This window comes from Acinetobacter sp. YH01018 (assembly GCF_013420295.1).
Lineage (GTDB): Bacteria > Pseudomonadota > Gammaproteobacteria > Pseudomonadales > Moraxellaceae > Acinetobacter.
The window spans coordinates 19048-28263 of the sequence record NZ_VOYL01000038.1 but is presented as its reverse complement, the minus strand read 5'-3'; the positions used below and the strand labels follow the sequence as shown (position 1 = coordinate 28263).

The following is a 9216-nucleotide window of genomic DNA, read 5'->3' as shown; positions in this document are numbered from 1 at the left end:
AAATACAAAATAATTCGGTAATATGATCCATCGAGAAGCCTTGTTTTATAACATTTTGTATTGAGAACCAATATGTTATAAATTCAGGGCTTTTTTTCTACTCTTTTTTATATCGAACTCAGGTTAAATACAATGGATGCCCCATGTCTAGGCCTATGCCACCACCCAGGACGATCCAGTTCAGGCAGTGATCTATGACTTTCAGGATAGCCGTTCTGGTCAACATGCTAAAGATTTCCTGAAAGGCTGGCAGGGTTATTTGGTCTGTCTGTGATGATTACAGTGGTTATAAAGCACGCTTTAAATCAGGTAAGATCATTGAGGTGGGCTGCATGGCCCATGCACGTCGTAAATTTAATGAACTACATGTGACCGGGAAAAGTCAAATCGCTGAACAGGCATTACTGTTGATTCAGAAACTGTATGCGATAGAAGCAGAACTCAGGAAAAAGACAGATACTACAACAGAGCAACGAAGCAAATACCGGCAACAGCATAGCCAACCAGTAATGCAATATGTACGAATGGCTCAACCAACATCATCTGACGGTGCCCTCAAGTTCAGCCACTGCTAAAGCCATCAATTACAGTCTGAAGCGCTGGCAAGCCCTCTGCCTATATTTGGATGATGGTAATCTACCCATTGATATGAGCAGCATTGCTGCGCAAGGGATAGAAAACCAAATGAGCTGGGCCTTGGGACGTAAAAACTGGCTGTTTGTTGGCTCACTGCGCAGTGGTCAGCGAGCTGCCAACATCATGACCCTGATTCAGTCAGCAAAACTGAATAGGCTGGATCCATATGCCTATTTAAGTGATGTGCTGAAGGCTGCCAACACATAAAGTAACCCACATAGAAGAATTACTGCCACACTGCTGGAAACCTGAACCTAATTAAAAATAGGCACGGGGTTCAGCGGGCACTTACTATAATCATTTCAAAAGGTTATGTTTTTTGTCTTGCTTGAAAAAACTTTTGTTCTAACTCTTTGATTCTTTGTTTGGGTTTGGGGAATAAAAGTTCCAAGTCTAAGAATGAAACTTATGTTTAAAACTTAGTAGTGAATATTAATGCGCCAGCAAGCTGTACATGTGAGACCTCAATTGGCTTATCTGTATTAGGTTGAGCATTATTCAATGCTTTTTTCTTAAACCCATACGCCAATGAAAAATCCACAACACTTCTTGGGGTTACAGAATAACTTAGCCCACCTGTCAAATTAGTAGTAGGTGTCGAAGGAATAATCGATAGTATGCCCTCCTTGGAATTTGCCATTTGGGCATAATGTAGCCCTGTACGGAATGTCCACTTTGGATTAGCTGCATACTGCATACCCAATGAATACACATTAGAGTCGCGATAATTAAGTGGCAAATTAATATCCAGATTATCTTTGCTGTCATTTTGTTCAAAATGAACTTTCAGATTATCCATCACGTCATTCCAGAATACACGTTTGTAATCAAATGAAATCATGGTCTCTGAATTGATTTGCTGATTTATACCAATAGTCAATGCAGCTGGCATTTCAAAATCACGCAACTTAGCCTTGCCAGCAAGCGAAATTGGACCTAATGATCTACTGACTGCTGTTAAGTCTGCATCACCAGATAAATCACCAACATTGGTTTTAAAGTTATATGCAATACCTACTGTGGTTTTCGATATAGGTTTATAAGTAAGTCCTACACGCCCACCTAATCCCCAGCCATCTACCCCTCCACCCACTGTCTTTCCATTATTGATATCTAAATAACCTGCTGACAACTCAGGAATACTCAATAAATTTGGCACCAATGAACCAGAAATATTTTTCTGTACTGCCAAGGTTTCAATTTGAGATGTATCTAAAAGAAAACCTAAATTAACTGCCGTCCAAACGGCATCAAGAGAACCACCAACGGATAACTTTTCATTGACTTCATAAGCAAATGAAACGGGTATACGAAGTACAAGCAAACGTGAAAAACTATCTAGGCCTGTATTAATACTATTTGTTGTAGTTCTTGATAGAAAACTTTCCCTACCAAACTGAGTTCCGACTCCATCTGATGCATATGCACCTATTCCTAGCGCATAGTCATCATTTCGCCAAACAAATGAGAGTTCTGGTCCAATATAAGGACCATTGTTTCGACCGTGGGAATGTGATTGTGCCGTTTCTCCTGTCGCTATATTTTTGATTTTCAAATCTGCAGTAATAATATCCAGACCAATACTCGCATATCTTCCGGTTTCAAATGCTGATAATGTTGCTGGATTAATCAGCATGGCTCCAGGGCCTATATTATACGCAACTCCCGTTCCTCCCATACCCTGAGATATAGGACCTGTGCCTACAAGATTAAAAGCATCTGTAGCCCATGTTTGGCTAGTTAAAGCCATAAATAAGCCACTAAAAATACTTATTTTGTATAATCTTTTTTTCATACGTCTTTCCTTGACTTCTTGTTTTGTGGAGAAGTTAAAATTAATTTTTTCCATCTGTGAATTTATTGACAAAAAATGTTCAAATACAGCACCATTGTGAGTAAGCTCCACAATTGCGGCACCAATTAATGGTAGAAAGCAATACATATAAGCTTCAACTTCATCATTAATTACGCTCCGCGTCCTTGGAATTTAAAATTTTTGCTATAGGAAACTACTACATTTATTTAACGAGGGCTTGCCACAACATCTCTGTACCTGCCAAGTACGATGGCATCTTCACGAGCTCTCAAGCCAAAAGAAATTGCCAAATTAATCCAGGAATCCTTGTCAAAATCATATTCATAAGAAAAGTGGGCTAAAATCACCTTACTGCATATACCTTATTTCAATCGCAACCTAGGGGACATTATTTTTTGGCTTATAGGTTTATAGAGTGAGTGCAACTTTAATAAACAATGGTTTATACATTTCCTGATGAATATGCACCTAACTAGGCCTAAGCACTTCGCTATTTTCGAATAAACTGGCCGGAAATATGAGTCTGAACCGTACCGGATTTGTCGGCGACCACTTTTCCTGAGAGGTTTATGCAACAAAGCCCCTCTTAACTGAAGAATAAAGACCGATCACTCATCACTGCTTGCCAAATTCAGGATTCCACAGCTAAATAATTTTTATCAAATAGTCAAAAATAAAAATAATAAAAACAGAAGCATATTTTATGTTGGTTATTATTGTTGAATTTTAATGCATATTAAAGTGACTAACTTCTTATTACCCTGCCCTACTTTAAATTACACTACCAAATATTAAAGCAATAAGTATATGTTTTACATATATTTAATATAATACAATTTAAATATATTTAATATCATTTATGTCGGTGAATATGCCTGAGGTCATGATTTCAGTGTTTTATCCCAATAACTTACACCGAACTGTCACTGAAACCGCTGAGGAATTAGATGATATTTTTACCTGGCGTGAACCCCGCAGAGTCACAAATAGCCTGACCATTACGTATGATAAATGCGTATATCTTTTGGAGGATACAGCAGAAAATCAGAAGCTAATCGGTAAATATCTTGAGTTTATAGAATACCCAGATGGTACTGTCGCCATCATGTATGAAGGACGGAAGATCAATTACAGCATCTTCGATAAGTTAAGCAAGCTCAACCAGCGAGAGATCATTGAGAATAAACGTTTGGATTATGTGCTGGCGCATATTCAACAACGGCATGAAGAATTGGAACAGCAAAACAAACACAATCATTCTCAAAAATGCCAAGAAGACGTGCACAGAAAACAGCAGTTCAACAACAAAATCTGAACCCTGTTCTTGACTCTTGCAGTTAAAAACAGGACATTTTAATTGGTGAATAACGGTTTTAAGATTACGTTAAGATCATTAGCTTACATTGAGTCATACCCTCTAGAACGACCTCGTTCAACCGACTTAGAAACAAGTCGGTTTTTTTATGAGCTTTTTTGACACTTCCTGCTAATAAAAGGTTATTTTTTAATCAAATTGGGAATTTTTTCAATGTTCCCGGCCTTTCCAGGGCAAAAATTATCCCCAATTTCTGTGGACAACTCATGGGATAAAAAAAACTGTATTTACGGGAAACTTAACGATATTTAAAAATACTGATATTTATCCGTCCCTGGTTATACTCAGGTCATGGTATGAATCGTATCCTTAAAACGTTTCCAGGCCACATAGAAAAACAGCACGGCAATTCCAACCAGCCATAGAAATGACGGCCAAACGATATTTAGCCCGGCATTTCGATACAAAATGGCCTGGGCCAGTTCAACAAAATGCGTGGTTGGGGCGATCAGCATCAGATACTGTAATACCTCTGGCATGCTTTCCCGCGGTGTCATCCCGCCTGAGAGCATTTCCATCGGGATCAGAATCAGCATCATCAATAAACCAAACTGTGGCATCGATTTCGACATGGTGGCAAGATAAATGCCCATCGAGGTAGTGGCAAACAGGGTCAATAATGCCCCAAAGAAGAAGAGCAACAGGTTCCCTTCAATCGGAACCTGTAAGGCAAACTGTACCACCAGTTTCAGCCCGGTAAAAGCCGCAATCAATACCACCAGACTCATAGACCAGACCTTGGACATCATAATTTCAAACACCGTGACTGGCATCACCATCAGATGTTCTACCGTGCCGTGCTCACGCTCGCGAATTAAAGCTGCTCCGGTCAGAATGATGGACAGCATCGCCACGTTATTGATGATTTCCATGACACTGCCAAACCATTTTTGGTCCAGCAACGGGTTAAAGCGGGCACGCATCTCCAGTTCAACCGGCATGCTGCTCACTTCCCGGCTATGCAACACATATTCACTGACTTCGGACTGAATAATCTGCTGAATATAGCCAGCCCCGGTCATCGCCTGAGACATGCGCGTGGCGTCGACATTCACCTGAATCGCCGCTTCTTTTCCTGCAAGCACATCTTCCTGAAAATTCACCGGAATATTTAGAGCAAAGGTAAATTCCCCAGCATCCATTCCAGCATCCATATAATTCAGTTCAGTACTTTGTGGAATAAAATACGGTGGATAAAATGCCGAGGTAATTCGCTCGGACAAGGTTGAATGATCTTCATCTACAATTGCAATCGGAGCCATGTTCAGGCTATCGGTCATGGCGGTGGCTGCCGTATAAATTGCCACAGTAAAGGTGTAGATGATCAGGATCAGCATGACCGGGTCACGCCATAGACTCCACAATTCCTTGCAACCGAGCTGGTAGATATTCTGTATCTTCTGACGGAACATCCTAGGACTCCTGTTTTTTTAGCGCCAGGATTGCCGCACACATAATGACAGGCACTGACAGCAAGATTACCCAAAGAGACTGATGCAAGTCCTGAAAACCTAAAGCTTTGTTAAATACGCCACGGCTGATATTCACCATATGTGTAGCAGGATAAATCCCACCAAACCAGCGGCCAAATCCTTCTAGCGAGGAAACCGGATTAATAATACCAGCAAACTGCATCACTGGAATCAGCGTACCCAGCATCACCAGAAACATCGAGGCAATCTGGCTTTTGGTCAGGGCGGAGGCCAATAAACCCGTGCCTGTAGAAAAAATGATAAACAGGAAGGAAGCCAGGGTCAGGGTCAAAAAACTGCCTTTGATCGGTACATCAAACATCACCACAATAATCAGGCACATCAGGACATAGTTCAGCATGGCCAGCACGACGTAGGGAATCTGTTTGCCGATCAGGAATTCACTACGGGTGACCGGGGTGACATACAAATTCACAATCGAACCCAGCTCTTTTTCCCGCACCACAGACAGCGCTGTCAACATAGCCGGAATCAGCAGGATGAGCAGCGGAAATAAGGCCGGTGCCATTGCAGGCAGGCTCTTGATATCCGGGTTATAGCGGAAGCGGGTTTCAACATTGACTGTACTCGATATTTTATACCCGCTTTGCTCCAGCACCTGCTGCATCAACCAGTGTGCATGAATGCCCTGTACATAGCCCTGAACCGTCTCGGCACGCTGGGGCATGGCACCGTCGATCCAGGCACCAATCTTGACATTTTCGCCCCGGGCCACATCCCGGGCAAAACCGGGCGGAATCTCGATGGCTAAAGCAATATCACCGCTGCGCATACGCTGATCCAGGTCGTCATAACTTTGCAAAGGCGGCTTTTCAACAAAATAACGCGAACCGGCAATACTCATGCTGTAATTCTGGCTTAGCCCGGTCTGATCCCGATCCAGCACCGCAAAAGTCAGATCATCCACATCCATGGTGATGCCATAGCCCATCACGAACAGTAAGATAATGGATCCGACCAAAGCCATGGTGGCGCGAATCGGATCACGGGCCAGTTCCAGTGATTCCCGCCAGGCATAGCTGAGCAAACGTTGCAGGCTAAATCGGCTAGATTTTCTCTGCTGTGTCCCGGCTGGCTGAAGATCAGCTGAACTACTCCCCACCTCTTCTTCAGCAGGGGGCTGGCTGCCTGCACCGGCATCCAGCAGATAGCCAATAAATGCCTCTTCCAAAGACGCAGCCTGCCGATTCTGCATCAGTTGTGCCGGTGCAGCACTGTCCAGCACCCGACCGGCATGCATCAGCGACATACGGTCACAGCGCTCGGCTTCATTCATAAAGTGGGTAGAAATAAAGATGGTAACCCCATCTTTGCGCGACAGGGTGATCAGATCATGCCAGAATTTATCCCGGGCAATCGGGTCTACACCGGAGGTTGGTTCATCCAGAATCAGAATTTCCGGATTATGCACCAGCGCTACCGCTAATGACAGACGCTGGCGGATCCCTAGCGGCAAGTCATCCGGCAATTTGTCTTTCAGTTCCATCAAATCGAAACGCTGTAGCATCTGCTCAACACACACATCAATCTGTTCTGCCGGCACATGAAACAGTTTGGCATGCAGTACCAAGTTCTGGATAATCGTCAGTTCACTATAGAGTGAAAAGGATTGCGACATATACCCAACGCGACGACGGGTGGACATATCACTGCCTTGCACTGGTTGCCCGAACAGCCAGGCCTGCCCTTCCGAAGCCTCCAGCAATCCGGTCAAGACCTTCATCGTGGTCGACTTACCACAACCATTGGAGCCTAAGAATCCAAAGATTTCCCCACGCCGGATTTGAAAATTGACATGATCCACTGCGGTAAAGTCACCAAATTTGACTGTCAGGTCCTTAGCTTCCAGCGCATAACCATCCGAACCATCATCCGCTAAAGGCGGAATCACCACCGGCTCATAACCCTGTTTCTTTTCCACGGGCAAAAGCTTGATATAGGCTTCTTCCAGACTGCGGCTGTCGGTCTGTGCCAACAGTTCCTCGGGACTACCAGTTTGTAGGATGCGACCTTCATCCATCATCGCCAACCAGTCAAAACCCTGTGCTTCATCCATATAGGCAGTCGCCACAATCACACTCATCTGTGGGCGGACACTACGGATACGGTTAATCAATTCCCAAAATTGTGCACGTGCCAAGGGGTCAACCCCGGTGGTGGGCTCATCCAGGATCAGAAAGTCGGGATCATGAATCAGGGAACAGCACAGACCAAGTTTTTGTTTCATCCCGCCGGACAGTTTCCCGGCCGGACGATCGAGAAATTCATACAGTCCCGTACTTTTGGTCAGTTCATCAATACGTTTTCGGCTTTCAGCAGCATTATGTCCAAACAAACGGGCAACGAACTGCAGGTTTTCTTCAACCGAAAGGGTTTTGGACAAGTTCTTGCCCAAGCCCTGCGGCATATAGGCAATATGCGGACAGACTTTTCTGCGGTGCTTTCGGTCGGCAATATCTCCACCAAGCACCATCAAGCGGCCTTGCTGGACCACCTTGGCACCAGCCAGTAATGCCAGCAGGCTGGATTTTCCCACGCCATCCGGGCCGATCAGACCAATCATGCAACCCGCAGGCAATGCCAAGGAAATCTCCTTTAAGGCTTGGGTTTTGCCGTATTTGAGACTGACCTGCTGAATGTCGGCAACAATGGTGCCCTGTGCAGATGCTGCTGTCATGATTTAACCAGATTACTGAGGAATGCAGGCCAAGGCGCATTCTCGTCAATTTTGATATAGGCTACACCCGGAAGACCAGTTTTGACTTGCTGGATGTATTTCTGCAACAACACTGGATCAATTTTTGCTTTAATACGGAACATCAGTTTCTGACGTTCACTTTCAGTTTCCACCGTCTTCGGCGTGAATTGTGCAGTATCCGCGACAAACGATACCTTGGCAGGAATCACCACATTTTTGGCCGCATCCAGTACGATACGGACTTCAGTACCTATCGCGATACGTCCAGCCACGGTTTCCGGCAGGAAGAAAGTCATATACACATCAGACAGATCGATCAGGTTCATGACCCGTCCACCTGCCGCAATCATTTCACCCGGCTGTGCCACCAGAAACTGGACACGTGCCTTCAAGGGTGCCTTGAGCTGGGCATCTTCAATATCGAAATTGATCCGCTCGATTGTGGCCTTAATGGCATCGACTTGCGAGTGTGCACTCGACACCTGGCTGCGCGCGGCAACAATCGCACTTTGTGCACTGTCCACTTGTGCTCTTGCCGCACTCAGCACGGCTGCAACACTTTTGACATCAGCGCGCTCATCATCCAGCTGCTGTTTAGAGACTGCCCCGTCTTTGGCCAGAATTTCGGTTCGTGCCAGACGATTTTTAGCAGCGACCAGTTCGGTTTCACGCTGCTCGACCATGGCTGCAGCTGCAGCTTTTTCACTGATACGCATGGCCACCTGGGCTTCTGCGGTCGCAATGCCGTCCTGTGCCTGACGCTGCTGGGCCTGAACTTCACGCAGCTGTGCTTCTAGTGCAGAGACTTTAATCCGTGCCAAAACCTGGCCTGGTTCAACAAAATCGCCTTCCTGTACCAAAATTTCTTCCAGCTGACCAGACAATTTACTGGAGATATTGATTTCAGTCGCTTCAATCCGCCCATTGCCACTGACTAAAGCCTGTGTATCCGGCTGGTTCATGTTTTTCCAGACCAGATAGGCCACCAGCCCCAGAACCATAATTGCACCGACAACAGCGAGTTTCTTTATATTCATGTGCCTGCTTACCCAAATTTTATTCTAAAGACATCTTTCAAAATTATTTTATAGGAATCATGTCACCCTCAATATGCAGCACAAGGTAACAGTTGAGCGGATAAAGTGACTTTTCGCTGTCAATCCGCTGTGGTTTAATACTCAGTCGCTTAAGTTGTGTA

General features: G+C 44.7%; 4 protein-coding genes and 2 pseudogenes. 2 read left to right on the top strand and 4 right to left on the bottom strand.

Translation table 11 applies throughout. The features are described 5' to 3' along the window. Positions 1 to 151: 151 nt before the first annotated feature. Positions 152 to 898: pseudogene (locus FTT83_RS12005) on the top strand (IS66 family transposase); the annotation flags it as partial. A gap of 150 nt (positions 899 to 1048) precedes the next feature. Here FTT83_RS12005 and FTT83_RS12000 read toward each other — a convergent pair. Continuing rightward, positions 1049 to 2542, bottom strand: a complete 1494-nt coding sequence (locus FTT83_RS12000; RefSeq protein ID WP_373456130.1) for an OmpP1/FadL family transporter — start codon at positions 2540 to 2542, stop codon at positions 1049 to 1051. 805 nt (positions 2543 to 3347) lie between these two features. Between FTT83_RS12000 and FTT83_RS11995 the strand changes: the two are divergent. Beyond that, positions 3348 to 3793, top strand: a pseudogene (locus FTT83_RS11995) (ISNCY family transposase); the annotation flags it as partial. Positions 3794 to 4111: 318 nt separating this feature from the next. Here the strand turns inward: FTT83_RS11995 and FTT83_RS11990 are convergent. The 3 genes from FTT83_RS11990 to FTT83_RS11980 are packed head-to-tail and all read right to left on the bottom strand — an operon-like array spanning position 4112 to position 9055. Further along, positions 4112 to 5239, bottom strand: a complete 1128-nt coding sequence (locus FTT83_RS11990) for an ABC transporter permease (protein ID WP_180042831.1) — start codon at positions 5237 to 5239, stop codon at positions 4112 to 4114. Between the two features lies 1 nt (position 5240). Then, a complete protein-coding gene (gene rbbA, locus FTT83_RS11985; protein ID WP_180176653.1) occupies positions 5241 to 7997 on the bottom strand; it encodes a ribosome-associated ATPase/putative transporter RbbA in 2757 nt (918 codons plus the stop codon). Beyond that, the gene (locus FTT83_RS11980; protein WP_180042829.1) at positions 7994 to 9055 is read right to left on the bottom strand and encodes an HlyD family secretion protein; all 1062 of its coding nucleotides are present in this window, start codon (positions 9053 to 9055) and stop codon (positions 7994 to 7996) included. The genes rbbA and FTT83_RS11980 overlap by 4 nt, the downstream gene beginning before the upstream one ends. Positions 9056 to 9216: the final 161 nt, after the last annotated feature.

Coding starts and splice junctions, on each gene's coding strand:
- FTT83_RS11980 (WP_180042829.1), bottom strand. CDS start 9,055: ATGAATATAAAGAAACTCGCTGTTGTCGGTGCAATTATGGTTCTGGGG.
- rbbA (WP_180176653.1), bottom strand. CDS start 7,997: ATGACAGCAGCATCTGCACAGGGCACCATTGTTGCCGACATTCAGCAG.
- FTT83_RS11990 (WP_180042831.1), bottom strand. CDS start 5,239: ATGTTCCGTCAGAAGATACAGAATATCTACCAGCTCGGTTGCAAGGAA.